Here is a 26,314-nt window from a genome sequence, read left to right as displayed (position 1 = left end):
CGGCTTAACGTTCGGCAAATTGTTTAACATATTGCGGGACGTATACTGGGATTGCTGAATTAGAGATCGGCATCCTTACATTCTTTATATTCTGGAGTTTGAAAATGTCTCTAAGCGTTGAAGCTAAAGCTAAAATCGTTTCTGAGTTTGGTCGTGGTACTAACGACAGCGGTTCTACCGAAGTTCAGGTTGCACTGCTGACTGCACAGATTAACCACCTGCAGGGTCACTTTGCAGAGCACAAAAAAGATCACCACAGCCGTCGTGGTCTGCTGCGTATGGTTTCTCAGCGTCGTAAACTGCTCGACTACCTGAAACGTAAAGATGTTGCACGTTACTCCGCGCTGATCGAGCGTCTGGGTCTGCGTCGCTAAGTCTTGCGAGTTTCAGAAAAGGGGGCCTGATGGCCCCTTTTTTCAACCAGACGGCAGCAATTCACTGGAAACTATTGTATTGTTGCTATAAATGATCTTCATTGCAGAGGTTCGCGCGGCTAATGAGAGGCTTCACCCATGGGGGTGTTGGTTGTCATTAGTCGCGAGGATGCGAAGAAGGTCGGGTTAAATCGTCAGCACACCGGTGGTGTGCTGTCATACATTTAAGAAAGGACAGAACTTTGCTGAATCCGATCGTTCGTAAATTCCAGTATGGTCAACACACCGTCACGCTGGAAACCGGCATGATGGCACGTCAGGCTACTGCTGCCGTTATGGTAAGCATGGATGACACTGCGGTATTCGTAACCGTAGTTGGCCAGAAAAAAGCAAAACCAGGTCAGGACTTCTTCCCACTGACCGTTAACTACCAGGAGCGTACCTACGCTGCCGGTAAAATTCCGGGTGGCTTCTTCCGTCGTGAAGGCCGTCCAAGCGAAGGCGAAACCCTGATTGCGCGTCTGATTGACCGCCCGGTTCGTCCGCTGTTCCCGGAAGGCTTCGTGAACGAAGTGCAGGTTATCGCGACCGTTGTTTCCGTTAACCCACAGGTTAACCCGGATATCGTTGCGATGATCGGTGCTTCCGCGGCCCTGTCACTGTCTGGTATTCCATTCAATGGCCCAATCGGTGCTGCACGCGTTGGTTACATCAACGACCAGTACGTGCTGAACCCAACGCAGGAAGAGCTGAAAGAAAGTAAGCTGGACCTGGTTGTTGCTGGTACTGAAGCGGCTGTGCTGATGGTTGAATCCGAAGCGGAACTGCTGAGCGAAGACCAGATGCTGGGCGCGGTGGTCTTTGGCCACGATCAGCAGCAGATCGTTATTCAGAACATCAACGATCTGGTTAAAGAAGCGGGCAAACCACGTTGGGACTGGCAGCCTGAAGCCGTCAACGACGCGCTGAATGCACGCGTTGCTGCGCTGGCTGAATCTCGTCTGAGCGATGCTTATCGCATCACCGACAAACAGGAGCGTTATGCTCAGGTTGACGTGATCAAAGACGAAACTATCGCAACGCTGATTGCTGAAGACGAAACGCTGGATGCTAACGAGCTGAGCGAAATTCTGCACGCTATCGAGAAAAACGTGGTTCGTAGCCGCGTCCTGGCGGGTGAGCCGCGTATCGATGGCCGCGAAAAAGACATGATCCGTGGTCTGGACGTGCGTACTGGCGTTCTGCCACGTACTCACGGTTCTGCACTGTTCACCCGTGGCGAAACGCAGGCGCTGGTTACCGCGACCCTGGGGACAGCACGTGACGCGCAGAACATCGACGAACTGATGGGCGAGCGTACTGACAGCTTCCTGTTCCACTACAACTTCCCTCCATACTCCGTAGGTGAAACCGGTATGGTGGGTTCGCCTAAGCGTCGTGAAATTGGTCACGGTCGTCTGGCGAAGCGTGGTGTGCTGGCAGTGATGCCGGATGCTGACAAATTCCCGTACACCGTTCGTGTGGTTTCTGAAATCACCGAATCTAACGGTTCTTCTTCCATGGCTTCCGTGTGTGGTGCATCTCTGGCGCTGATGGATGCAGGCGTGCCAATCAAAGCCGCCGTTGCGGGTATCGCAATGGGCCTGGTGAAAGAAGGCGAGAACTTTGTTGTTCTGTCTGACATTCTGGGCGACGAAGACCACCTGGGCGATATGGACTTCAAAGTTGCGGGTTCCCGCGACGGTATCTCTGCGCTGCAGATGGATATCAAAATTGAAGGTATCACCAAAGAGATCATGCAGGTTGCGCTGAACCAGGCTAAAGGTGCTCGTCTGCACATCCTGGGCGTGATGGAACAGGCGATCAACGCGCCACGTGGCGACATTTCTCAGTTCGCTCCGCGTATCCACACCATCAAGATCAATCCAGACAAGATCAAAGATGTTATCGGTAAGGGCGGTTCCGTTATCCGTGCTCTGACCGAAGAGACTGGCACCACTATCGAAATCGAAGATGACGGTACGGTGAAAATTGCAGCGACCGACGGCGAGAAAGCGAAATTCGCTATTCGTCGCATCGAAGAAATTACTGCAGAAATCGAAGTGGGCCGTATCTACAATGGTAAAGTGACCCGTATCGTTGACTTTGGCGCGTTCGTTGCCATCGGTGGCGGTAAAGAAGGTCTGGTTCACATCTCTCAAATCGCTGACAAGCGCGTTGAGAAAGTGACCGATTACCTGCAGATGGGTCAGGAAGTCCCGGTTAAAGTTCTGGAAGTTGACCGCCAGGGCCGTATCCGTCTGAGCATTAAAGAAGCAACCGAGCAATCTCAGCCGGCTGCTGCGCCAGAAGCATCGGCAGCAGAACAGCAAGGCGAGTAAGTTGCATTTGCCCTCCGCTTCGGCGGAGGGCCTATTATCAGGCAGGACGCCTTGTTAAGCCGCCGGGGGACAGGACGTTCATCCAATAGTTGTCTTCGGGAGTGGGAAATGAAGCCTTTTTTGCGCTGGTGTTTCGTTGCGACAGCTTTAACGCTGGCAGGATGCAGCAACTCTGCCTGGCGTAATAGCGAAGTCCTCGCAGTGCCATTGCAACCGACTTTGCAGCAGGAAGTGATTCTGGCACGCATGGAACAAATTCTTGCCAGTCGGGCTTTAACCGATGACGAACGCGCACAGCTTTTATATGAGCGCGGAGTGTTGTATGATAGTCTCGGTCTGAGGGCATTAGCGCGGAATGATTTCTCACAAGCGCTGGCAATCCGACCTGATATGCCTGAAGTATTCAATTACTTAGGCATTTATTTAACGCAGGCAGGCAATTTTGATGCCGCCTATGAAGCGTTTGATTCTGTACTTGAGCTTGATCCAACTTACAACTACGCGCACTTGAATCGCGGTATCGCCCTGTATTACGGCGGTCGTGATAAGTTAGCGCAAGATGATCTGCTGGCGTTTTATCAAGACGATCCTAATGATCCTTTCCGCAGTCTGTGGTTATACATCGTTGAGCAGAAGCTCGATGAGAAGCAGGCAAAAGAAGCACTGAAACAGCGCTTCGATAAATCGGACAAGGAACAGTGGGGATGGAACATTGTCGAGTTCTACCTGGGCAACATTAGCGAAGCAACGCTGATGGAACGCCTCAAGGCGGACGCAACGGATAACACCTCGCTCGCTGAGCATCTCAGTGAAACCAACTTCTATTTAGGTAAGTACTACCTAAGTCTGGGGGATAAGGACAGCGCTACGGCACTGTTCAAATTAGCGGTTGCTAACAACGTACACAACTTCGTTGAGCACCGTTATGCATTGTTGGAATTATCGCTCTTGGGCCAGGAGCAAGACGACCTGGCAGAATCGGACCAGCAATAGCTGACGACATAAACATCAGCCCGTAATCTTTTGATTGCCATCACCTTAACTGGTGAGGGCGTTGTTGTTCGTCAATACATCTACTTTGAGCCGGTTCACACTTTTCAATGAAAATTGCTAATCATTTTCACGATGAGCTAAGTAGACTGGCCGCCATTGACATTGAGGCACTCGTACTACATGGCTGAATTCGAAACCACTTTTGCAGATCTGGGCCTGAAGGCTCCTATCCTTGAAGCCCTTACCGATCTGGGTTACGAAAAACCATCTCCGATCCAGGCAGAATGTATCCCACATCTGTTGTCTGGTCGTGACGTGCTGGGCATGGCCCAGACTGGTAGCGGCAAAACCGCAGCGTTCTCGCTGCCGCTGCTGCACAACATCGATCCGGAACTGCGTGCACCGCAGATCCTCGTCCTGGCTCCAACCCGTGAACTGGCTGTTCAGGTTGCAGAAGCTATGACTGATTTCTCTAAACATATGCGCGGCGTAAACGTGGTGGCCCTGTACGGTGGCCAGCGTTATGACGTGCAGTTACGTGCCCTGCGCCAGGGTCCACAGATTGTTGTCGGTACGCCGGGCCGTCTGCTGGATCACCTGAAGCGCGGTACTCTTGACCTCTCTAAACTGAGCGGTCTGGTACTGGATGAAGCAGATGAAATGCTGCGTATGGGCTTCATCGAAGACGTAGAAACGATTATGGCGCAGATCCCGGAAGGTCATCAGACCGCTCTGTTCTCTGCAACCATGCCAGAAGCGATTCGTCGCATTACCCGCCGCTTCATGAAAGAGCCGCAGGAAGTGCGCATTCAGTCCAGCGTGACTACTCGCCCGGACATCAGCCAGAGCTACTGGTCTGTATACGGTATGCGTAAAAACGAAGCGCTGGTTCGTTTCCTGGAAGCGGAAGATTTTGATGCGGCGATTATCTTCGTTCGTACCAAAAACGCGACCCTGGAAGTGGCTGAAGCGCTGGAGCGTAGCGGCTACAACAGCGCAGCGCTGAACGGTGACATGAACCAGGCTCTGCGTGAGCAGACGCTGGAGCGCCTGAAAGACGGTCGTCTGGATATCCTGATTGCAACCGACGTGGCAGCACGTGGTCTGGACGTTGAGCGTATCAGCCTGGTTGTTAACTACGATATTCCAATGGACTCCGAGTCCTACGTTCACCGTATCGGTCGTACCGGTCGTGCGGGTCGTGCAGGTCGTGCGCTGCTGTTCGTTGAGAACCGCGAGCGTCGTCTGCTGCGTAACATTGAACGCACCATGAAGCTGACCATTCCAGAAGCGGAACTGCCAAATGCAGAACTGCTGGGCAAACGCCGTCTGGAAAAATTCGCCGCGAAAGTCCAGCAGCAGCTGGAAAGCAGCGACCTGGACCAGTATCGTGCGCTGCTGGCACAGATTCAGCCTACCGCTGAAGGCGAAGAGCTGGATATGGAAACGCTGGCCGCAGCACTGCTGAAAATGGCACAGGGCGAACGTACCCTGATCGTGCCACCAGATGCACCGATGCGTCCTAAGCGTGAGTTCCGTGACCGTGACGAGCGTTTCGAACGTCGTGGCGACCGTAACGATCGTGGTCCACGTGCTGACCGTCCAGAGCGCAGTGGCGAAGAGCGTCCACGTCGTGAGCGTCGTGACGCTGGCGAAATGGAACTGTACCGCATTGAAGTGGGCCGTGATGATGGTGTTGAAGTTCGTCATATCGTTGGCGCGATCGCTAACGAAGGCGACATCAGCAGCCGTTACATTGGTAACATCAAGCTGTTCGCATCTCACTCTACCATCGAGCTGCCAAAAGGCATGCCGGGCGAAGTACTGCAGCACTTTACTCGCACCCGCATCCTGAACAAGCCGATGAACATGCAGCTGATGGGCGATGCCCAGCCACGTACTGACCGTGGTGGCGAACGTCGTGGCGGTGGTCGTGGTTTCGGTGGCGAACGTCGTGAAGGCGGTCGTAGCGAAGGCAACCGCGCTGGCGCAGGCGAAGGTCGTCGTTTCTCTGGCGAGCGTCGCGAAAGCCGTGGCCCACGTCGTGAAGAAGGTACCGCTCGTCGTCGTTTCGGTGACGCGTAAGACTTTCGTTTCTGACGTAAAGTAATCTATACAGCCCCGATAAACACTGTCGGGGCTTTTTTTATTCCTTTTGTACTCTTGTACTGGTACAGTGCTGCACATTAACATGCATAACCGCATTATTGACTGGAGAAAAGGCTGTATGGCGACACTTACCACCACCCAAACGTCACCTTCGCTGCTTGGCGGCGTGGTGATCATCGGCGGAACCATCATTGGTGCCGGGATGTTCTCCCTGCCTGTGGTTATGTCCGGTGCGTGGTTCTTCTGGTCGCTGGCGGCACTGGTGTTTACCTGGTTCTGTATGCTTCATTCCGGGCTGATGATCCTCGAAGCCAACCTGAACTACCGCATTGGCTCCAGCTTCGACACCATCACTAAAGACCTGTTAGGCAAAGGCTGGAACCTGATAAACGGCCTCTCCATTGCCTTTGTGCTCTACATCCTGACTTACGCGTACATCTCAGCGAGCGGCTCCATTCTGCATCACACATTCTCGGAGTTGTCGCTGAACGTGCCGGCAAGAGTGGCGGGCTTGTGCTTCGCGCTGGGCGTCGCGTTTATCGTCTGGATGAGCACCAAAGCGGTGAGTCGCATGACGGCGATTGTGCTGGGCGCGAAGGTGATCACCTTCTTCCTGACCTTCGGCAGCCTGCTTGGACACGTTACGCCGGCCACGCTGTTCAACGTGGCGGAGACGAATACCGCTTACACGCCGTACCTGCTGATGACCCTGCCGTTCTGTCTGGCATCATTTGGTTACCACGGCAATGTGCCGAGCCTGATGAAGTATTACGGTAAAGATCCCTGCACGATTGTGAAGTGCCTGATCTACGGCACGCTGCTGGCGCTGGCGCTGTACGTGATTTGGCTGCTGGGGACGATGGGCAATATCCCGCGTCCTGAATTTATCGGCATTGCGCAGAAGGGCGGTAACATTGATGTACTGGTACAGGCGCTGAGCGGCGTACTGAACAGCCGCAGTCTGGATCTGTTGCTGGTGGTATTCTCTAACTTTGCCGTCGCGAGCTCTTTCCTCGGCGTGACGCTGGGCCTGTTTGACTACCTGGCCGATCTGTTTGGTTTTGATGATTCCGCTATGGGGCGCTTTAAAACCGCGCTGCTGACTTTCCTGCCACCGATTGTTGGCGGTCTACTTTGGCCGAATGGTTTCCTCTATGCCATCGGCTATGCCGGGCTGGCGGCGACCATCTGGGCGGCGATTGTGCCTGCGCTGCTGGCACGCAAATCACGTAAACGCTTCGGCAGCCCGAAATTCCGCGTCTGGGGCGGAAAGCCGATGATTGCGCTGATTCTGGTGTTCGGTATTGGCAACGCGCTGGTGCATGTCCTGTCGAGTTTTAACCTGCTGCCAGTGTATCAGTAACACCACCTGTCACCCTCTCCCGACGGGAGAGGGGAACAAGCCACGCTAACCTGACACTTCCTCTTTCACCTGCATCGCCAGGTCAAACGAATGCAAGCGTGCCTGATGATCGAAAATCTGGCCGTTAACCATAATTTCATCCGCCTGTGTCTCACGCAGCACCGCCTCCAGCCCGTGACGCACTTTTGCCTTATCCCCCACCAGCGACATACTCAGCGCCTGCTGAACGCCATACTGTTCGGATGCCGACCACAGCTGATGCATATTCTCCACCGGCGGCGGCAGCTGGCCGGTCTCACCGCGACGCAGCTTCACAAAAGCCTGTTGCATGGAGGTGAACAGGAATTCCGCATCGCGATTGCTGTCGGCGGCAACGATGTTAATGCACACCATCGCATACGGTTTTTCCAGACGCTCTGAAGGTTTGAAGTTTGTGCGATAGAGGTGAAGCGCCTGATGGAGCATATCTGGCGCGAAGTGTGAGGCAAAGGCGAACGGCAGCCCCAGCTGCGCGGCAAGCTGCGCGCTGTACAGGCTTGAGCCCAACAGCCACACCGGGATCTTCTCACCGTAGCCTGGCACCGGGCGCACGTGCGGGTTAGGGTCACGCGCGTCAAACCAGTCCACCAGTTCAGCCACATCGCGCGGGAAGTTATCGATGTCGCCGCTCATATGGCGACGCAGGGCGCGCATGGTCGGCTGGTCGCTGCCCGGCGCACGGCCAAGACCCAGGTCGATACGACCAGGATAGAGGGTATTCAGCGTACCAAACTGCTCGGCAATCACCAGCGGGGCGTGGTTCGGCAGCATCACGCCACCGGAGCCAAGGTGCAGCGTGGTGGTATTCGCCGCCAGGTAACCAATCAGCACGGAGGTCGCCGCACTGGCGATACCAACCATATTGTGGTGCTCAGCCAGCCAGTAACGGTGATAACCGCGTTTTTCTGCCAGGCGAGCGAGATCGAGAGAGTGGGTAAAGGCTTCTCGTGCTGAGGAGCCTTGAGGGATCGGCGCCAGATCCAGCACCGAAAACGGAATGGTTTGATCAGTCATAACAGCTCACTTTGTCGACGGTGAATCTTTTAATAGTGCATTAAAATTTAATAACCGTTGTTAACAAAGTGAGCTTTTACATTTCTTCTTCAGCCCTGTAACACCAACCCGGGGAGGCGTTTCCAGTAGCCGTTACAGTCGCTGTTAGCGGTTAACGGCAGCGGAGCATCACCGTTTTCATTGGCGCGGAAGGCATCCAGCATGGCGAATACGCCCGTATCCACCGGTGACAGGCGCACCATGTCGACCAGACCGTTCATCGACGCCAGTTCATTGCCGAGGTTATACACATAGCCGCTCATGGTCTGGATACCGTTCAGGACGAACACCTGCTGATTTTCCTGCGACAGCATGCTGCGCCCGTTCGGGTACTTGATGCAGCAGGTTTCACACTCGTCTTTCGGACGGTCTTCAGAGCGGGCGGTGAAGCAGCGGGCAGAATAGGCCAGCGGCAGATGACCATAGCTCAGCACTTCCACCTCAAACTGATTGCGAATGCCCAGCGTTTCGCACTGGTTGAGCAGGTTAGCCAGCCAGTCGCGCGAGAGTTCGACCGGCATGCACCAGCGCGTCATCCCCTGTTTAAGCAGCAGGCGCAGCGTCACGGCGTTATAGCAGTTCAGCGCATGGCCTGCGACAAACGGCAGCCTGCGTTCGGCGCACATGTTCACTACGCCCAGATCGCTGGCTTCCAGCTGGAATTCACCGTTCTCTACGTAGCGTTTGAGTTCACCCAGTTCGGAGGAGGCCTGGACGAGGGCGAGCGTTGAGAGCACCACCTGTTTACCGCTTCCGGCGAGGCTTTTCGCCATATCCAGCCAGTCGCCCACTTTGGTGGCGCGGCGTTTGCTGCATACCGCTTCACCGAGGTAAATCACATCTGCGCTGCTGGTTGCGGCCTGGTGGTAAAAATCTTCCAGCGTCTCTTTTGGCCAGTAGTAGAGCACCGGCCCTAATGAATATTTCATGATTATCTCACTGCCATTTACGGTGATACGCGCCAAGCGTGGTTTGTGTACCCTCGGACATCGCACCGAGTGTCTCCATCCACGCCGGTTGCGGTGCGTAGTTCTGCGGGTCTGCCATGCAGCGATCGATAGCCTGGCGCCAGACTTTCGCCACCTGGCTTACGTACGCCGGGCTGCGCTGGCGGCCCTCAATTTTCACCGAGGCGATATTGGCGGCCAGCAGTTCTGGCAGCAGTTCCAGCGTATTAAGGCTGGTTGGCTCTTCCAGCGCGTGGTAACGCTCGCCGTCTACCAGATAGCGGCCTTTGCACAGCGTCGGGTAACCGGCATTTTCACCGTCCTGATAGCGGTCAATCAGCACGTCGTTCAGGCGCGATTCCAGCCCCTGCGGCGTCTGTTGCCAGCGAACAAAGCGGGCGGGTGAGCAGGCCCCAACGGTATTGGGGGATTCGCCGGTTAAATAGGAGGAGAGATAGCAACGGCCTTCGGCCATGATACACAGGCTGCCAAAGGCAAAAACTTCCAGTGGTACTGGCGTGACGCGCGCGAGTTGCTTAACCTGATGAATAGAGAGCACGCGTGGCAGCACCACGCGGGCAACATCAAAGTGACGATGATAAAAACGCACCGCCTCTTCGTTAGTGGCAGATGCCTGAACGGAGACGTGACGCTCAATATGGGGATAGCGTTCTGCCGCATACTCAAGCATAGCGAGGTCGGCGAGGATCAGCGCATCGGCGCCCAGCTGTGCTGCCATATCCACCGCGCGTTGCCAACGGGCGTAGCCATCAGGATGGGCGAAGGTATTGATGGCGATATGCAGTTTGCGGCGGTGCTGGTGGACGAAGGTAACGGCTTCCTGAAGCTTTTTCTCCGTAAAGTTGAGGCCAGCAAAATGGCGGGCGTTGGTATCATCTTTCAGCCCGATATAGACCGCATCGGCCCCATTTTCGATGGCCGCCTTAAGCGCCGGAAGATTTCCGGCTGGGCAGAGCAGCTCCATAATTTATCCTGATGTAGTCGATCGCAAATTTGTTAACGAGCTGGGATTTTAATTAACCCATACGCGACAATTTTTGATTTAAGGCAGCTAATGGCGTATTGATGGCACCAATAATGAGGTACACCTGACGACAGTTTGTTGATTTACGCCGCTATGTTGTGCTTCGGATATGGCAAAATAGCAGGACTATAGCTATCAGGGAGTAAAGCTCGTGCTGGATAAACTGCGTTCACGTCTCGTACAATTTGGTCCATCAATGCTGAGCGTGCCGGTAAAACTGGCCCCGTTCGCGCTTAAACGCCAGGTGCTGGAGCAGGTGCTGAGCTGGCAATTCCGCCAGGCACTGCAGGACGGTGAGCTGGCGTTCCTGGAAGGGCGCTGGTTAAGCATTGACGTCCACGATATCGGGCTGCGCTGGTTTACCTCTGTTGAGAATGACCAACTGATCGTCCGTGAGTCCGCCGAGGCGGATGTGAGCTTTAGCGCCAGCGCCAGCGATCTGCTGATGATCGCCGCGCGTAAGCAGGATCCGGACACACTCTTCTTCCAGCGCCGACTGGTTATCGAAGGCGATACGGAACTTGGTCTGTACGTAAAGAATTTAATGGATGCCATTGAGCTGGAGCAGATGCCAAAAGCGCTGCGTGTGATGTTGATGCAAATGGCAGATTTCGTTGAGGCGGGGCTGAAAACCCCGCCGGAAAGTAAACACACTTCAGTAGGTGAGCCATGCTGATTCGAGTCGAAATTGGGATTGATGCACCGGGAATCGATGCGTTGTTACGCCGCTCTTTTGCGCGGGATGACGAAGCGCAACTGGTCCACGATCTCCGCGAAGACGGCCTGATTACGCTGGGGCTGGTTGCCACCGATGACGAAGGTCAGGTGGTGGGCTACGTTGCCTTCAGCCCGGTTACCGTTCAGGGCGAAGAGCTACAGTGGGTAGGAATGGCACCGCTAGCGGTTGATGAACACTACCGCGGCCAAGGGCTGGCGCGCCAGCTGGTTTACGAAGGGCTGGACTCGCTCAACGAATTTGGCTATGCCGCCGTGGTGACGCTGGGAGATGCTACGTTCTATGGCCGTTTAGGCTTCGAGCCGGCAGCGCATTACGATCTCCGCTGCCGCTGGCCGGGAACGGAATCCGCCTTCCAGGTGCACCGTCTGGCGGATGACGCGCTTAACGGCGTGAACGGTCTGGTTGAGTATCACGACCATTTCAATCGCTTTTAATCAGGCTCTCGCGAAGCGCCTCAAAGGAGCCGTCTCCGGTGACGAGGCGCTCTTTCTGACGCTTCGTCAGTTGCTTAATGCGGTATTCCATTCTGAGCGCCAGCGATCTGTCGCCAACGGGCGCTGAAAAGGCGAGCTGTAATTCCCCTTTCCCCCGCAGCGCTTTGGCACCTTTCCCCGTTTGATGTTGTAGAAAACGCCGCGCCACATCGGTAGTGATCCCGGTGTACAGGGCGTTATCGGCGGTACGAACAAGATAGAGAAACCAGCACACGGTAAACAGATTCAGTATGTTAAGGTGAACGCACCTTAGCATGAGAGAGAGCGAAAATGGAAACACTGACCACCATTAACCGCTGGCTGGCAAAACAGCATGTCGTCACCTGGTGCGTGTATGACGAAGGTGAAATGTGGTGTGCAAACGCGTTTTATTACTACGATCCCGAGCGTGTCGCCTTTTATGTCCTGAGCGAGGATAAAACCCGTCATGCGCAAATGTCGGGTCCGCAGGCGAAGGTAGCGGGCACGGTGAACGGCCAGCCTAAAACGGTTGCGCTGATTCGTGGCCTGCAGTTTAAAGGGGAGATCCGCCGCCTGGACGGAGAAGAGAGCGACGCGCAGCGAAAACGCTACACGCGCCGCTTTCCGGTTGCCATTGCGCTAAAAGCTCCGGTGTGGGAAATCCGCCTTGATGAGCTGAAATTTACCGACAACACCCTGGGCTTTGGCACAAAGCTTCACTGGCTACGCGCCGAGCAGGCGTAGCGCTTCACGGTTAAACGCGGGCAGATCGTCCGGGGTCCTGCTGGTGATCAGCTGGTCTTTGTCGTTCACAACCTCCTGATCGTAAAACTCAGCCCCCGCATTTTTCAGATCGATAACGATCGGTTTTACGGCCGTGAGTTTACGCCCGCGCACGACATCTGCGCTGATGAGCAGCTGCGGACCGTGGCAGATGGCAAAGACCGGTTTGCCCGTCGAGACAAAGTCTCGCGTGAAGGTCACGAACCGTTCATCCCCACGCAGGGAATCCGGTGAATGACCGCCGGGTAACAGCAGGGCATCGAAATCTGACGGGCTGACGTTATCGATGGTTTCATCGATGGTCACGCTGGCTTCGCCCTTATGGCCTTTCACCGTTTTACCCGCCTCTTTCTCAATGGTGATGACCTCATGTCCTGCCTTGCGAAATGCCTCGGCTGGCGAGGTGAATTCTGAATCTTCAAACTCGTCGGTGATCAAGACTGCGATTTTCTTGCCCATGCTTCCTCCGTTGTTTTGGCTTCAGACAGATTTTTCTCCGCTTGTGGTAAATACTTACCTGTAACAGACTTCTAAGTGTGGTCGACGACGCTGAGTTCGCAAACGGACAATTCTGTAAAGGGGAGATGAGATGAGTCAGGTACTGATTACCGGCGCGACCGGGCTGGTGGGCGGACATCTGCTGCGGCTGCTGCTTCAGGAGCACCGGGTTAACTATATTGCCGCCCCGACGCGTCGGCCTCTCGCGGATATCTCCGGCGTCTTTAACCCCCACGACCCGCAGCTTACCGATGCACTGGCGCAGGTACAGGATCCTGTTGATATCGTCTTTTGCTGCCTCGGTACAACGCTGCGTGAAGCGGGCAGTAAAGAGGCCTTTGTGCATGCGGACTACACGCTGGTGGTCGATACGGCGCTGACGGCTAAAAAGCTGGGGGCCACACATTTTGTGGTGATCAGTTCGCTCGGTGCCAATGCCGGGTCACCTTTTTTCTACAACAAGGTGAAGGGCAAAATGGAAGAGGCGCTGATTGCCCAGAAGTGGGAGCAACTGACCATTGTTCGCCCCTCCATGCTGCTCGGGCACCGGGATGAACGCCGTTTTAACGAATCGTTTTTCGCGCCTCTGTTCCGCATCCTGCCGGGTAACTGGAAATCCATTGAGGCAGCGGACGTGGCGCGTGCGATGCTAAAAGAAGGGCTCTCGCCATCGCAGGAGGGAGTGAATATCATCCCGTCGGCAAAACTGCGTGAAATCGCACAGGGCGAGGCGTAAACTCCCCCGGCTAATAACCTACTACTCTCCGGGGAATGCTATGACTGGTCAGTCTTCATCTCAGGCGGCTTCACCTGTTCAATGGTGGAAGCCCGCGCTCTTCTTTCTCGTGGTCATCATCGGCCTCTGGTATGTGAAATGGCAGCCGTATTACGATAAAGCCTTCACGGCCGCCGAAACGCACAGTATCGGAAAATCTATTCTCGCTCAGGCTGATTCCAGCCCGCTTCAGGCGGCGTGGGATTACGCCATGATCTATTTCCTTGCCGTCTGGAAAGCCGCGGTACTGGGCGTCCTGCTGGGCTCGCTGATTCAGGTGCTTATCCCGCGTCACTGGCTGGTGAAAACCCTCGGTCAGCCCCGCTTTCAGGGTACGCTGCTGGGGACGATTTTCTCCCTGCCGGGCATGATGTGCTCGTGCTGTGCAGCGCCTGTGGCCGCCGGGATGCGTCGTCAGCGCGTTTCGATGGGCGGTGCGCTTGCTTTCTGGATGGGGAACCCGTTGTTAAACCCGGCGACGCTGGTGTTTATGGGCTTTGTGCTGGGCTGGCATTTCGCCTTTATTCGTCTGGTGGCCGGGCTGCTGACGGTGCTGGTCGTGGCGACACTGGTGCAACATCTGGTGAAAGACAAAACCGTAGCGCCTGCGTCAGTTGACGTGGATATCAGTGAACCGCAGGGCGGCTTCTTCGCGCGCTGGGGCAGGGCGCTGTGGCAACTTTTCTGGAGCACCATTCCGGTCTATATCCTGGCGGTTCTGGTGCTGGGCGCGGCGCGCGTCTGGCTGTTCCCGCATGCGGACGGGGCTATCGACAACACGCTGCTGTGGGTCGTTGCAATGGCCGTTGCCGGTTGCCTGTTCGTGATCCCAACGGCCGCTGAAATTCCCATTGTTCAGACCATGATGCTGGCCGGGATGGGCACCGCGCCTGCACTGGCGCTGCTGATTACCTTGCCTGCAATCAGCCTGCCGTCGCTTGTCATGTTGCGTAAGTCATTCCCGGCGAAAGCGCTGTGGCTGACCGCGGGGCTGGTGGCGCTGAGCGGGGTGATAGTAGGAAATATTGCACTGGTATAAAAAAAGCCCGGTAGCGTTACCGCTTACCGGGCTTTCTGTCAGACGTTCTGGTTACTTGATGTAGGTGAAGGCGGTGGTGACGTGTTTCACGCCGCTCACCCGGCTGGCGATATCGGCCGCCGCTTTCCCTTCACGGTCGGTGACCAGACCCAGCAAGAACACTTCGCCGTTTTCCGTTGTCACTTTCACGTTTGAGGATTTCACCTGGTCCGAGCCCAGCAGCTGGGAGCGTACTTTGGTGGTTATCCAGGTATCAGACGACGCGGTACCCAGGCTGATTGGCTGCCCCTGACGGATTTCATTGAAGACTTCCGTGGTGCCCTCAACGCCCATTGCGATCTGTTTTGCGCGGCTGGAGAGTTCGGTATTCGGCGACTGGCCCGTCAGCAACACTTTGCCCTGATAGGCCGTGACGTTGATACGCGCTTCTTTCTTGATTTGTTCGTCTTTCGACAGCGCACTGTTGACGCGCAGCTCCAGCGTACCGTCATCGACCTGTGTCCCTACGGAACGCGGGTCGGTTGCCGCTTTAGTACCAACCGCGGCGGTACCCACGACAGCCGCAGCGATACATCCCTGAAGCAGTAATGCAGACATAAGGACTGCGAGGGTCGATAAAGCCTTCATAAGAACTCCTTAATCATCCTGGTGAGGGAAAAGCGTGTTATCGATCAAATCGCATAAGCAGTTCACCGTGAGCATATGCATCTCCTGAATGCGCGCGCTACGGTGAGAGGGAATGCGGATTTCCACATCCTGCGGCCCAAGCAAACCCGCCAGCTCACCACCGTCATAGCCTGTTAAGGCAACGATAGTCATGTCGCGGGTGACGGCGGCTTCAACGGCTTTGACAATGTCCCGGCTGTTGCCGCGCGTGGAGATTGCCAGCAGAACATCTCCGGCATGACCCAGGGCTCGCACCTGCTTTGCGTAAATCTCATCATGCAGACGATCGTTAGCAATCGCTGTTAAGACCACATTATCGGTATTAAGTGCAATGGCGGGTAAACTCGGTCGTTCTGTTTCAAAACGATTGATCATGCTGGCAGCAAAATGCTGTGCGTTGGCGGCTGAAGTGCCATTGCCACAACAGAGGATTTTGTTGCCGTTGAGCAGGGATTGCACCAGCGTCATAGCGGCACGAGAGATAGCGTCCGGAAGGGCTTCCGCCGCTGCAATCTGAGTCTGGATGCTTTCAGTGAAGCACACTTTAATTCTTTCGAGCACGTTATCCCTTTTAAATCTTAATTATGCGTCTTCGCCAAAAGCGTTTTTCAGCCATTCGATCGCATTGCCGGTGAAGGCTACCACATCGAACCGGCAATCCACAGTATCAAAACTCCCATTATGGCGGGCAAGCCACAAGTGGGCAGTCTGTAATAATTTATGTTGTTTGGCGAGCGTCACGCTGGCGGCAGCGCCGCCAAAACGGGAAGACTGTCGGTAGCGAACCTCTACAAATACGATGACCTCACCGTCTTTCATGATGAGGTCGATTTCGCCGCCACGTCCGCGAACGTTAGCGGCGATAAAGTGCAGTCCTTTGCCTTCAAGCCAGCGACGCGCTTTTAATTCCCACGCGTCACCGGTCTCTTTACGGCTTAACTGGCCGGGACGATTTGCCCCTGCTGGTATTTGAGCCATGATAACTTCCTGTTAATCACACAATCCTGAGTGGCCGTCAGATCGCCGGTATTGCCGTTAAGCTCAAAGCCCGGCACCTGACGCATCTGGGTAAAGTGGTTCGCCAGCGCCCAGGCATCGACACCCATGGCATACAGACGTGCCAGAGAGTAGTCGTTGCGGACGGTGCTCAGCGCCTGCTGCATCAGTGCCGGGTTACTGCCTGCGAGCATGGGAATTTCGCTGTACTGCAGGCCGTCCATCTCCAGACGGAAATCCGGACCGGCGGTACCTTGCGCGCTGCGTGAACTGGCGTACAGCGTTGCGCCGCTCTGGCTACCGTTACGCATTGCAATCATCGGTTTGATGAAGGCGATTTCCTGCGGGGTGGCAACGATATACGCTGCATCCACTTTACCGCCACCGCTGATCTGCGCGTCAGTGGGTGGCGCAGGGATCGACAGACCGCCAATGGTCACACTCTGCTGCTGCGGCAGGCTTGCGCTGACCGGGCTGCCGTTGAGGGCAATGCCCGCTCCACCATTGACGCCCGCGCGCAGTTCAGACGCGGAGCCGAATTTCTGCTGCAGCACAATACCGCCGCCCAACTTCTGCCACTCATCGGCAAAAGCATTAGCAACCCGATCCCCCAGCGTACTGCGTGGGATGAGCAACAGCGGAGCCTGTTTACCCTGCTCGTGAATATGACGCGCCGCATCGCGGGCTTCATCTTCCGGCGACAGCGCGAAGTAGCAAATATTGGCACGGTTCTGAACCTGCTCTGGCTGGTTGAGTGCCAGCACGTTCAGCGTGGTATTGCTCTTCATCAACTCTTCGACATTGTTTTTCAGCAGCGGGCCGACAACGATGCTCGCACCATCCTGTTGAACCTGCGCCAGTACCTGGTCAAGCGGTTTCGAACTGGTGTCGTAGATTTTCAGCTCAGCACCCGGGTTTGCGCTGGTGGTGGCCACCGGCGGTGTTTGCGCGGCAGGTTGTGCCGTTTGTTCTGCGGGCGGTGCAGGCTGAACGTTCTGCGGTTGAGGTTGTTCAGACGCGGTGTCAGTCGCCGGGGCTGCTTGAGTCTCAGCCGGCGTGGCGGGCGGTGCAGGCTGAACGTTCTGCGGTTGAGGTTGTTCAGACGCGGTGTCAGTCGCCGGAGCTGCTTGAGTTTCAGCCGGCGCTGGCGTTGCCGTCGTAGGGGCCGTTACCGGGTTCTGCATCGTCCCCTGTGCCGGCGTCTGGGCGGTGGTCAGGTCACTGGTTTCAGCGGCGGACGGGCTGACCACGTCGTTCACGTTTGCCGCCTGTGCCGCCTGGGTCGGCACTGCGCTGCCCGTCACTGGCGTCGTGCCGTTTTTCGCGGCTTCAAAACCCTGTTGAATAGTGCGACCGAATACCGCCGCCTGACCGTTTAAAGGCAGAAGGAGTGCAATCTTGCTGGTCGAGGCCGGCTTAAAGTTCTGCACGTTTACCAGCTGCGTCGGCAGCATTTTCGCGCCCGGATTCTGCGGGTAGCGGGTCTGCCAGTCAGTGATACCGGCTTTCAGCATCTTCGGATCGTTGCGGTTGTTAAACCACATCTGCTGCAGATCCAGCCAGCCCTGCAGGACGTTTTCATCTGCATTGATCACCAGTGCACGCGCCTGTTCCTGCGTCATAGAGGCCAGCGCCTGCCACGTGGCATCGATATTTTTCTGCTTATCAGCCCCGCCGAGCAGAGGCTCCTGGGCGATCAGCGCACGGAGCAGCGTCAGGGAAGGGCGGCCCTGTTCAGCGGTAATGCCCGCCTGCCAGAAGCGAGCCTGCTGATTTTTGTCCAGCGCGCTCACGTCGATATCCCCGAGGATCTTTTTCGCGGCATCGTAATCTTTCAGCGCGACTTTCAGCTCGGCAGAGAGCAGGCTCTGCTCACGACGCTGAACATCATTCAGATCTTTTGGCAACTGGTTGAACAATTCGGCAGCCTGCTGGGTTTTACCCTCTTTCAGCAGTGCACGAATGGCGAGTAATTGCCAGTTGGTCTTGGTATCATTTGAGCTCTGCGACATTTGTTGCAGATAAAAGCCAGAGTCAGCCTGAGCAGAACCCTGCAAATGGGCGGTGCTCTGGTCGGGTGCCTGGGTGCCACAGCCTGCAAAGATCAGGGCTGCCAGCAGGAGCGGCACGCTGCGCGTGGCTTTTTTTCGAAGAAACGTTAACGGTACCATACTGTATCCAGTGATTTTTTTTACGCAATGCTCAATATTAAATCGGCAATACGGACGAAACAATGAAACAACACGAAACGGCAGATAATTCTCAAGGCCAGCTCTATATTGTACCTACTCCTATCGGGAATTTATCTGATATTACCCAACGTGCGCTTACCGTATTGCAGGCTGTTGATTTAATTGCCGCTGAAGATACCCGACACACAGGCTTACTGCTCCAGCACTTCGCTATTAGCGCGCGTTTGTTCGCGTTACACGATCACAATGAGCAACAAAAAGCCGAAACGCTGGTGGCGAAGCTGAAAGAGGGGCAGAACATTGCCCTGGTCTCCGATGCGGGTACGCCGCTGATTAACGACCCCGGCTACCATCTGGTGCGTACCTGCCGTGAAGCCGGGATCCGCGTGGTGCCGCTGCCTGGCCCATGTGCGGCTATCGCGGCGCTGAGCGCTGCGGGTCTGCCTTCCGACCGCTTCTGCTATGAAGGTTTCCTGCCTGCCAAATCCAAAGGCCGACGCGACGTGTTAAAAGCGCTGGAAGCTGAACCACGCACCCTGATTTTCTACGAATCTACGCATCGCCTGCTGGAAAGCCTGGAAGATATGGTGACCGTCTGGGGGGAAGCCCGCTACGTGGTGCTGGCACGCGAGCTGACCAAAACCTGGGAAACCATTCACGGCGCACCGGTAGGAGAACTGCTGGCGTGGGTGAAGGAAGACGAAAACCGCCGTAAGGGCGAGATGGTGCTGATTGTCGAAGGACATAAGGCGCAGGAGGACGCATTGCCTGCCGATGCGCTTCGTACACTTGCGCTGCTGCAGGCTGAACTGCCGCTCAAGAAAGCGGCTGCGCTGGCGGCAGAGATCCACGGCGTGAAGAAAAACGCACTGTATAAGTATGCGCTGGAGCAGCAAGGGTAATATATCGGCCCGGCAATCACGCCGGGCCAGTTTATTTTACTTCGCGGGAATGGCCTCGTACACCAGCGTTTCCAGCGGCTGCAGCGTAATCACCACGGCCTTTCGATACTCCCCTGGTACGCTTGTGTTACTGCCGTACACGGCGTTCAGACTGAACTGCGCCATGTCCCCTGTCGGGATTTCAAAGTCTTTTGCCAAATCCAGATAATAGCTTTGCGGCTTATCTGACGGGTTTCGCAAGCCCAGAATGGCTTTGTCTTTGCTCCAGGAGGCCCAGCCGTAAACCTCAAGCGCCGTCGGGTCGCCACCGATCCAATGCGTATCCACCAGCACGCTGGCGTTATTTCGCGCCCATTTTGCTGCCTGCGCCAGGGTGTCCCATTTCGCCTTATTCAGCATTGATGGCGTGATATATAACTCCTGCAGTTGCGTTCCTGTGGCGAAGTAGCTCCAGACCTGATCGGCAAAATCGCTGTCCGTTTGCACCTTCTCCAGTCCGTAATAGGCATTTTCCGCGCTAACTATCCCGTGGTACATCAGCGAGTTCAGCGGGAACAGTGGGCCTTTACGCACAATAGAGCGATATGTTTCAGCATCGCGGTAGGTCATCCACTGCTGTACCGGCGTGCCGGGGCCGTAAAGGTTGATGTCATCCCCCTGACGCCAGATGGAGTCGGCATAGAACAGCCAGGACGGGCTGGCGTCGGTACCGGTCGTCAGATTGATAAACAGATTGGGGTTTGCGCTGCGCATGTTATGCAGCAGGGCGATAGACGCATCAAAATCGGACGCGAACTGGCTACCAGTAATATGCGAGTTGGCGTTGCCCATCCCGTCGAGCTTAAACGAGGTGATATGTTCGTTTTTAATCAGCTTGATGATCTGCTCATTGAAGTTTTTGAAGTAGCGCGGGCCCGAGAGAGCCAGCTTCCCGTCTACCGTTTCGAAGCCGTACTCTTTGGCGTGGGAGACGCGAATATCGCGCGGCTTATTATAACCTCCCCACGGTGAGAGCCACAGCCCGACGGAGCTGTGCAGACTGTCCGCTTTTTCCCTGACCTTACCAAAGCCGTGGCTGAAGGCCGGGCCAAACAGCCAGCGTCCGGTACGATCGTCCCAGCCATCGTCCAGCAGGAATGCATCCAGCGCCACGCCGCGTCCGGTGATAAATTCTTTATTCCACTCATCCATCCGCCCCAGCACATCCTGTTCGGTGTAGGGGTTAAAGAAGCCGATATCCATCCAGCTGTTATAGTGCAGATAGGGTTTGTACGCCCGTGGGCGCACGGCGTCGATAAACTGGTTTACGCTACGGCGCAGCTGATTGGTTTCCGGGAACGTACCAAAGTAGGTGGTAAAGCTGACCGGCGCGTCAGGCTGAACCGGCGTTTTCAGCTCCACGTTCAGATTGGTCGTCGCTTCATAGGCATACGTATTAACGATTGGCTTATCCGGCAGGATAAAGAACGAATCAGCAATAATGGGCGAGCTGTTGATGGCGCCATCAACGTACGGCGCCTGAGACTGCTTTTTCGTCGGGAAGAAGGTGATTTTCGCCACCTCTCGCGGCTGGCCGACGGCCGCAATGGTGTAATCAATACTGGCATATTTTCCCTTCACCAGATTCAGCTTCACCGCCACGTTAAAATCCGGACGGGTGAAATCAATGACAATCGCGTTGTCCTGTTTTTCTACATGCTTAATTGTAAAGTCTGCAGTATGAATTTTGGTCTCATCCGGCAGGGTCAGAAAGAACAGCTCCTGCGGCGTAAGCGGATGGTTAGCCGTTTTGCCTTTCACTACCACCGTTGAACTGGCGTCATCAAACGAGAGGGCAATGGAGTCGTTATCGAGCGCGTATTGCGCTGCCGCCGCGCCATGAGAAACACACAAGGCAAGCATCGAGAGTGTGAGCACTTTTTTCATCAGGGTAAGATCCTTATTAGTAATGCTTCAGCATTCGGGTGATGGACTGCTCCAGCCAGTAGCGCTGGGTGCCGAAATTAATGCGCAGGTAGTGTTCGCCGTTTTGGACGTAGTGGCTGCCATCTTCGAGGACGACGCCAGCCTGATGGGCGAAATGTCGGGTCAATTCAGTGGCGCTACGTTCATCTGCGCTGACGTCAACCCAGGCCAGATACGATGATTCCGGGTTCATCATTTTCCAGGCCGGGAAGTGGGTCTGGATGGCCTCTGCCAGATAGTCAGCGTTACGGCGCAGATAGCCGTTCAGCGTGTCGAGCCACGGCAAACCATGCTGGTAGGCAAGAATAATTCCCCATATCCCGAATATATTGGGTGAGGTGATGGCATTCTTCTCAAGCTGGTGGCGAAAGCGCTGGCGCAGGGTGGCATCCGGAATGATGGCGTAGGAGGTTTTCAGCCCGCCAAGGTTGAACGCTTTATTCGGGGAGGTCAGCAGGATCAGATTGTCCTGCGCCGCGCAGCCGGATGCCAGACAGCTGACGAAATGACCGTCCAGAATATGTTCGGCGTGGACCTCATCAACCACCAGAAGGGTGCCGTAGCGTTGACAGAGGTCTGAAACCTGGCGTATCTCATCGGCGTGCCAGATCCTGCCGGAAGGGTTATGCGGCGAGCAGAAGAACCACAGTTTTGGACGGTACGTTCTGAGCTGTTCTTCCACCAGATTAAAATCAAGCTGGTAGCGATTTTCCCTCACGCACAGCGGGTTTGCCAGTATCGCTACCCCCTGACGCTGGGCGGCCATGGCAAACGGATCGTACACCGGTGTGTTCATCATCACCGCGTCGCCAGGTTTACAAAACGCCTGAACCGTATAATGCAGCGTGGAGACAGTACCGTACGTCAGCGTGATCCACGATTCATCGACGTCAACATGATGTCGTTCGCGCTGGAAGGCGATAACCGCATCGTAAAATTCGTCAAAGCACCAGGTGTAGCCGAAGGTGCCATGCTCCACGATGCGCTGGAAACCTTCTGTCACGGCAGGTGGGGAGGTGAAATCCATATCGGCAATCCACAGCGGGATAAAACCTTCAGGCACATCACCAAAGCGCGAGCGGACAAAGGCGTGATCCCATTTTCGACACCGGTCGCTTTTACGCTCAATGATTTCGTCAAAATTAAACACCACAACCCCCTGTTAAATTAAGGCTTCAATGCCGGTTTTTACGCTTTGCACCTGCGGGCCGATGATCACCTGGACGCTGTGCGCATCCAGCACCACAACCGACAATGCACCGGCCTCTTTTAACGCCTGCTGGTCGATGAGACTCATATCTTTCACCACCAGACGCAGCCGGGTAATGCAATTATCAAGCGACTCGATGTTCTCTTTACCGCCGAGCGCACGCAGGATAAGCCCATGATCGTATTTCGATTTTCCGCGTGCCCGGGTATTGGCCTCAACGGCCTGCTGTGCACCCTGGGTGTCCACTTCACGGCCCGGCGTTTTAATATCGTGTTTGAGGATGTACCAGCGGAAGACGAAGAAGTAGAGGGCAAACCAGGCAATGCCTACCGGGAATACCAGATACCATTTGGTCGACATCCCTTGCATGACCCCGAAGATAAGCAGGTCCAGAATGCCGCCGTCGGTGTTGCCGATGGTCACCCCCAGCAGAGCCATGACCATCAGGGCCAGGCCCGACATCACAATATGGAAGGCGTAAAGGGCAGGAGCGATAAACAGGAACAGGAATTCAATTGGCTCGGAGATCCCGGTGACGACGGAGACCAGCACGCCGGAGAGCAGCAGGCCTTTAATCACCGGGCGGTTTTCCGGGCGGGCCGTGCGATAGATGGCGTATGCCACCGCCGGTAAGCCAAAGATAAAGGTCGGCATAAAGCCCTGCGACAGAAACGCGGTAACGTGCGGGCTGAACGGCACACCCGCTTTCAGTTCGGCGTAGAAAATGTTCAGCGCCCCGGCGACTTCATGACCATTGACCATCTCAACACCGCCCGCGGGCGTGAAGCGCACCATCGCCAGCAAAATATGGTGCAGGCCAAAGGGTTTGAGCAGTAGTACCCCTACGCCGTAGAGGAACGGGCCGAACACGTTGGTGCTCTGGATAATATGGCCAATCCCGGTAATGCCCAGCGCAACGTACTCCCACAGCAGGGGAATAAACAGCCCCACCAGTGAGAGGGTGAGGGCGGTGATAATCGGCACAAAACGAATGCCGCTAAAGAAGGCGAACGCGTCGTGTAAAACGGTGTCCTGAAAACGTTCGTGCAGGAAAAAGGTAATGACCCCAACCACGATACCGCCCAGCACACCCATCTCCAGGGTTTGAATGCCCAGTACCATCGATTGCCCGACTTGTCTCATGGAGGCGGCATCGGCAAGCTGGTGGGTCGCAATCAGGTAATAATTGATGCTCATGTTCATCAGCATATAGCCAACAAACCCGGCAAAAGCGCCCACTGCTTTGTTGCGTCTGGCCAGCCCCATTGGGATCGCCATGGCAAACATGAGGGGAAGATAGGTAAAGGCGAAGCCGCCGACCATGGCAATAAAGCCAAAGGTGAGCTGAGTTAATTCGCCGCCCAGAAAGGGGAAACTTTTGAGGGTGGAGGGGCTGGTAACAGAACTACCGATACCCAGCAATAACCCCATAAAGGCCAGAAGGGAGACCGGGAACATAAAGGTCTTTCCCAGGCTCTGAAAAAACTCCCACGCTTTCGATTTAAACGACTTTTCCTGTGTCATGTAGGGACTCCTCGGAATTATTTATCGTAATGGAAGGCGCTGTCTGGCTTAAGGACGCGCCTTCATATTTGCGAGGCTTATAGTTATTTTTGAGTTATTGATGTTCTATGCGATGAGATCAGGCTTCCGCCGGGAGCAGCAATCGGTTCGCCGAGCCGCACACGGTGATTTTGCTTCTGACCACGTCTTTCATGGCATCCATGCCAACCCGCATGTAGAAACGCGGATCGTTGCCCTGCGGGTTCTCGGCAAACCAGGCCTTAACGGCACCAGAGAACGCAATTTTTAGCTCGGTTGCCACGTTCACTTTGCAAACGCCCAGCTCTATGGTGCGGCGAACATCGTCATCCGGCACATCACTCGCCCCGTGCAGCACCAGCGGTACGCTCACCACGTCGCGGATTTCAGCCAGCCGCCGGAAGTCGATTTTTGGCCGTTTGGTATAAAGACCGTGGGCGGTTCCGATGGCCACGGCCAGGCTGTCGACGCCGGTCAGCGCAACGAAGCGTTTTGCTTCCTGCGGGTCGGTCAGGAACGCGCTTTCAGCGTCCACGCTCATGTCATCTTCCACGCCGCCCAGGCGGCCCAGTTCGGCTTCAACGCTGCAATCGTTGAGGTGGCAGAAGTCGACCACTGATTTCACCAGCTTTACGTTTTGCTCAAACGGATAGTGGCTGCCGTCGATCATCGCGCTGCGTACACCCGCGTTAACTTTGCGACGAATGTCGTCGAGCGATTCGTGATGATCGAGGTGCAGCGCCAGCGGCATCTCGTAAGTGGTGGAGTACGCGCTGCACAGGGCGTAGATCTCTTCCAGTGCAATGTGCTTAAAGGTGCCCGGCGTGCCCGCGAGGATCACCGGCGATCGCATTTCACTACACACTTCGAGGATCGCCTGGATCGTCTCCGCGTTATGGATGTTGAACGCCGGTACGGCGTAGCCTTTCGCCTGGGCGTCCAGAAGAAGATATTTTGTCGAAATAATACTCATGATCGGATCCTCTCAAGCCTGCCACGGATGAATAACGACGCCCTGCACGACACGGTTAACCGTGCCGCTGGCGGACGGTGTATCCGGGGTATTGCCCACACGAAGTGACTGGGACAGGGCAAAGACCTGGGCGTACATCAGGAAGCAGAAGGCCTGCTCCATATCGATAAACGTGCGGGCAGGGGGCAGCAGGATATGCGGGCCTGCCTCAATGACCGGATCGGTTTCGGCGGCAATGGCCACCACGCGCATGGCCTGACGATCGCGGCGCAGCTCAGCAAGCAGATCCAGATCGTACTGCCGCGTATAGGGGTGGCTGGAGACAAACACCACCACCAGCGTTTCGCGATCCACCAGCGATTTAGGGCCATGACGGAAACCGGTTGGGGAATCGTAGAACGCCGCCAGCTTGCCTGCCGTCAGCTCCAGCACCTTCAGCGCCGATTCACGAGCGGCCCCCTGCAGACCCCCGCTTCCCAGATAGACGATCCTTTTCCACGGATCGTTGCCAAAGACGCTCTGGCTGAAATCGCCCAGTGACGTGAGGATCGTCTGGCAGCGATCGGCCACATCGCGGAAGGTATGGCTGTTGATTGTCTCCGGGGCGAAGACTGCCAGGCAGCTTGCCATCATGGTGGTAATGCTGCTGGTCATCGCGAACCCGCGATCGTGTGTTTCGGCAGGCATCAGCAGCGCATACGCGTTATCGCTGTTTACCGCGGTCTGATAAAGGCTTCCCGCCTCATTACAGGTGATCGACAGGTGGTAGCACTCCGGCACACACTGGTTTGCCAGTTCAACGGCGGCTACGCTTTCCGGACTATTGCCGGAACGGGCAAACGACACCAGCAGCAGCGGGTGTGCGGCGCTCAGGTAGTCCATCGGATTCGTGACCAGATCGGTCGTCGGTACGGCGGTAATGTTTTTCCCGGTGTGGCTGGCGAGCCAGGGCGCAATGATGTCGCCGATAAAGGCCGAGGTGCCTGCCCCCGTCAACACGATCCGTAGCTCGTGCTTGCGCAGCAGCGGCGTCAGGAAGTTATCGATCGACGCGCGCAGGTTATCGATATTGTTGAGTGAGCGGATCCAGCTCGCAGGTTGCTGGCGGATCTCTTCTTCGGTCCATGTGCCGGTGGTGGCGGTAGTGTTGGTTTCTGACATAACTCAGTCCTTAGTCGTGTGAATTCCACATCAGACGCTGGCAAACGTGTCGCTATCTTTCGTTTCGTTTCACTTGTTCACTTAAGCAGTTAAATAAAATCTATAGAAAAGAAA

The 26,314-nt window shown here is 55.6% G+C and carries 25 protein-coding genes; 11 read left to right on the top strand and 14 right to left on the bottom strand.

The features are described 5' to 3' along the window. The first annotated feature begins 104 nt into the window (after positions 1-104). The 5 genes from rpsO to mtr all read left to right on the top strand — a co-directional run bounded on the left by rpsO (position 105) and on the right by mtr (position 7,220). Entirely contained in the window at positions 105-374 is a 270-nt protein-coding gene (rpsO, locus tag HV340_RS20245) for a 30S ribosomal protein S15 (RefSeq protein ID WP_013098914.1), read from the top strand. 242 nt (positions 375-616) lie between these two features. Then, the gene (gene pnp / locus HV340_RS20240) at positions 617-2,755 is read left to right on the top strand and encodes a polyribonucleotide nucleotidyltransferase (RefSeq protein WP_014171780.1); all 2,139 of its coding nucleotides are present in this window, start codon (positions 617-619) and stop codon (positions 2,753-2,755) included. Positions 2,756-2,863: 108 nt separating this feature from the next. Continuing rightward, a complete protein-coding gene (gene nlpI / locus HV340_RS20235; protein WP_181216198.1) occupies positions 2,864-3,748 on the top strand; it encodes a lipoprotein NlpI in 885 nt (294 codons plus the stop codon). 180 nt (positions 3,749-3,928) lie between these two features. Continuing rightward, complete coding sequence (locus tag HV340_RS20225) at positions 3,929-5,833, top strand: DEAD/DEAH family ATP-dependent RNA helicase (protein WP_020883539.1); 1,905 nt, start codon at positions 3,929-3,931, stop codon at positions 5,831-5,833. Between the two features lie 142 nt (positions 5,834-5,975). Continuing rightward, entirely contained in the window at positions 5,976-7,220 is a 1,245-nt protein-coding gene (mtr, locus tag HV340_RS20220) for a tryptophan permease (protein WP_059306061.1), read from the top strand. 45 nt (positions 7,221-7,265) lie between these two features. Here the strand turns inward: mtr and HV340_RS20215 are convergent, their stop codons facing one another. From HV340_RS20215 to HV340_RS20205, 3 genes are all read right to left on the bottom strand, one after another. After that, the gene (locus HV340_RS20215; RefSeq protein WP_150343667.1) at positions 7,266-8,273 is read right to left on the bottom strand and encodes a luciferase-like monooxygenase; all 1,008 of its coding nucleotides are present in this window, start codon (positions 8,271-8,273) and stop codon (positions 7,266-7,268) included. 89 nt (positions 8,274-8,362) lie between these two features. Next, on the bottom strand, positions 8,363-9,241 hold the full coding sequence (locus tag HV340_RS20210) for a U32 family peptidase (protein ID WP_063925618.1): 879 nt from the start codon (positions 9,239-9,241) through the stop codon (positions 8,363-8,365). Between the two features lie 7 nt (positions 9,242-9,248). After that, on the bottom strand, positions 9,249-10,244 hold the full coding sequence (locus HV340_RS20205; RefSeq protein WP_020883543.1) for a peptidase U32 family protein: 996 nt from the start codon (positions 10,242-10,244) through the stop codon (positions 9,249-9,251). Positions 10,245-10,455: 211 nt separating this feature from the next. On the opposite strand from HV340_RS20205, the gene HV340_RS20200 reads away from it, so the two are divergent. Both HV340_RS20200 and HV340_RS20195 read left to right on the top strand, forming a co-directional pair. Beyond that, the gene (locus tag HV340_RS20200) at positions 10,456-10,980 is read left to right on the top strand and encodes an SCP2 domain-containing protein (protein ID WP_032679042.1); all 525 of its coding nucleotides are present in this window, start codon (positions 10,456-10,458) and stop codon (positions 10,978-10,980) included. Beyond that, positions 10,974-11,477 (top strand): N-acetyltransferase, encoded by a 504-nt coding sequence (locus HV340_RS20195; RefSeq protein WP_020883545.1) that lies wholly within the window; start codon positions 10,974-10,976, stop codon positions 11,475-11,477. The genes HV340_RS20200 and HV340_RS20195 overlap by 7 nt, the downstream gene beginning before the upstream one ends. Here HV340_RS20195 and HV340_RS20190 read toward each other — a convergent pair. Then, a complete protein-coding gene (locus HV340_RS20190; RefSeq protein WP_014171769.1) occupies positions 11,464-11,793 on the bottom strand; it encodes a GIY-YIG nuclease family protein in 330 nt (109 codons plus the stop codon). The two genes, HV340_RS20195 and HV340_RS20190, sit on opposite strands and share 14 nt — an antisense overlap. A 14-nt stretch (positions 11,794-11,807) precedes the next feature. On the opposite strand from HV340_RS20190, the gene HV340_RS20185 reads away from it, so the two are divergent. After that, the gene (locus tag HV340_RS20185) at positions 11,808-12,242 is read left to right on the top strand and encodes a YhbP family protein (protein ID WP_020883546.1); all 435 of its coding nucleotides are present in this window, start codon (positions 11,808-11,810) and stop codon (positions 12,240-12,242) included. Here HV340_RS20185 and HV340_RS20180 read toward each other — a convergent pair. Then, a complete protein-coding gene (locus tag HV340_RS20180; protein ID WP_014171767.1) occupies positions 12,222-12,740 on the bottom strand; it encodes a type 1 glutamine amidotransferase domain-containing protein in 519 nt (172 codons plus the stop codon). The genes HV340_RS20185 and HV340_RS20180 overlap by 21 nt on opposite strands. A 130-nt stretch (positions 12,741-12,870) precedes the next feature. On the opposite strand from HV340_RS20180, the gene HV340_RS20175 reads away from it, so the two are divergent. Together HV340_RS20175 and HV340_RS20170 are read left to right on the top strand one after the other, a co-directional pair. Beyond that, positions 12,871-13,515 carry an NAD(P)H-binding protein gene (locus HV340_RS20175; protein WP_059306059.1) on the top strand — a complete coding sequence of 215 codons (645 nt, stop codon included), beginning with the start codon at positions 12,871-12,873 and terminating at the stop codon, positions 13,513-13,515. 40 nt (positions 13,516-13,555) lie between these two features. After that, a complete protein-coding gene (locus tag HV340_RS20170) occupies positions 13,556-14,593 on the top strand; it encodes a permease (RefSeq protein WP_181216197.1) in 1,038 nt (345 codons plus the stop codon). A 51-nt stretch (positions 14,594-14,644) separates the two neighbouring features. Here the strand turns inward: HV340_RS20170 and dolP are convergent, their stop codons facing one another. The 4 genes from dolP to HV340_RS20150 are packed head-to-tail and all read right to left on the bottom strand — an operon-like array spanning position 14,645 to position 18,426. After that, positions 14,645-15,220, bottom strand: a complete 576-nt coding sequence (gene dolP, locus HV340_RS20165; RefSeq protein WP_014171764.1) for a division/outer membrane stress-associated lipid-binding lipoprotein — start codon at positions 15,218-15,220, stop codon at positions 14,645-14,647. A 9-nt stretch (positions 15,221-15,229) separates the two neighbouring features. Beyond that, complete coding sequence (diaA, locus tag HV340_RS20160) at positions 15,230-15,820, bottom strand: DnaA initiator-associating protein DiaA (RefSeq protein WP_003861754.1); 591 nt, start codon at positions 15,818-15,820, stop codon at positions 15,230-15,232. 21 nt (positions 15,821-15,841) lie between these two features. Then, complete coding sequence (locus HV340_RS20155; protein WP_040018755.1) at positions 15,842-16,237, bottom strand: YraN family protein; 396 nt, start codon at positions 16,235-16,237, stop codon at positions 15,842-15,844. Then, the gene (locus HV340_RS20150) at positions 16,195-18,426 is read right to left on the bottom strand and encodes a penicillin-binding protein activator (protein WP_059306057.1); all 2,232 of its coding nucleotides are present in this window, start codon (positions 18,424-18,426) and stop codon (positions 16,195-16,197) included. The genes HV340_RS20155 and HV340_RS20150 overlap by 43 nt, the downstream gene beginning before the upstream one ends. 62 nt (positions 18,427-18,488) lie before the next feature. Between HV340_RS20150 and rsmI the strand changes: the two genes are divergently transcribed. Further along, complete coding sequence (gene rsmI, locus HV340_RS20145; RefSeq protein ID WP_014171761.1) at positions 18,489-19,349, top strand: 16S rRNA (cytidine(1402)-2'-O)-methyltransferase; 861 nt, start codon at positions 18,489-18,491, stop codon at positions 19,347-19,349. A 36-nt stretch (positions 19,350-19,385) separates the two neighbouring features. On the opposite strand, the gene HV340_RS20140 is transcribed toward rsmI, so the two are convergent. The 5 genes from HV340_RS20140 to HV340_RS20120 form a co-directional block, all read right to left on the bottom strand. Beyond that, positions 19,386-21,275: a hypothetical protein gene (locus tag HV340_RS20140; protein WP_059306056.1), complete on the bottom strand. Its 1,890-nt coding sequence runs from the start codon at positions 21,273-21,275 to the stop codon at positions 19,386-19,388. A gap of 16 nt (positions 21,276-21,291) precedes the next feature. After that, positions 21,292-22,464, bottom strand: a complete 1,173-nt coding sequence (locus HV340_RS20135; protein ID WP_059306055.1) for a PatB family C-S lyase — start codon at positions 22,462-22,464, stop codon at positions 21,292-21,294. A gap of 12 nt (positions 22,465-22,476) precedes the next feature. Continuing rightward, a complete protein-coding gene (malX, locus tag HV340_RS20130; RefSeq protein WP_059306054.1) occupies positions 22,477-24,048 on the bottom strand; it encodes a maltose/glucose-specific PTS transporter subunit IIBC in 1,572 nt (523 codons plus the stop codon). 118 nt (positions 24,049-24,166) lie between these two features. Continuing rightward, positions 24,167-25,039, bottom strand: coding sequence for a tagatose-bisphosphate aldolase subunit KbaY (gene kbaY, locus HV340_RS20125; protein WP_059306053.1), 873 nt, complete (start codon positions 25,037-25,039; stop codon positions 24,167-24,169). 12 nt (positions 25,040-25,051) lie between these two features. After that, entirely contained in the window at positions 25,052-26,200 is a 1,149-nt protein-coding gene (locus HV340_RS20120) for an SIS domain-containing protein (RefSeq protein WP_086532072.1), read from the bottom strand. Between the last annotated feature and the right edge of the window lie 114 nt (positions 26,201-26,314).

It is taken from the genome of Enterobacter sp. RHBSTW-00975 (assembly GCF_013615235.1).
GTDB lineage: Bacteria > Pseudomonadota > Gammaproteobacteria > Enterobacterales > Enterobacteriaceae > Enterobacter > Enterobacter ludwigii.
This window is presented reverse-complemented; position numbering and strand designations above follow the sequence as displayed.